Source organism: Acinetobacter sp. B-6, from assembly GCF_056930735.1.
Genome location: NZ_JBXPBY010000067.1, coordinates 1 through 215, shown reverse-complemented (window position 1 = coordinate 215; position 215 = coordinate 1). Strand labels below are relative to the sequence as shown.

Here is a 215-nt window from a genome sequence, read left to right as displayed (position 1 = left end):
CGTTGTACATGGATTGCTGTTGACTGTAAATTGCGTTCAGCAATCAAACTGGTGATACTGTCATAAGCTTCAGTCGCATTTGATCGATGATAGCGAATGTTGCGACGTTCAAGTGCCTTAAACTGATCATTGTGATCAATTAATCTAAGTTTTTGTGGTTCAATACTTTGATTGTTGTTTAAAGCAATAAAATCAGATTCATCAATCAGCCAATT

Annotated in this window: 1 protein-coding gene; it reads right to left on the bottom strand. The window is 35.8% G+C overall.

Annotated elements, in window-relative coordinates:
• Positions 1–215: hypothetical protein (locus AC1Z3T_RS21260; RefSeq protein WP_483397004.1), on the bottom strand; the 215-nt coding region annotated here is incomplete at both ends.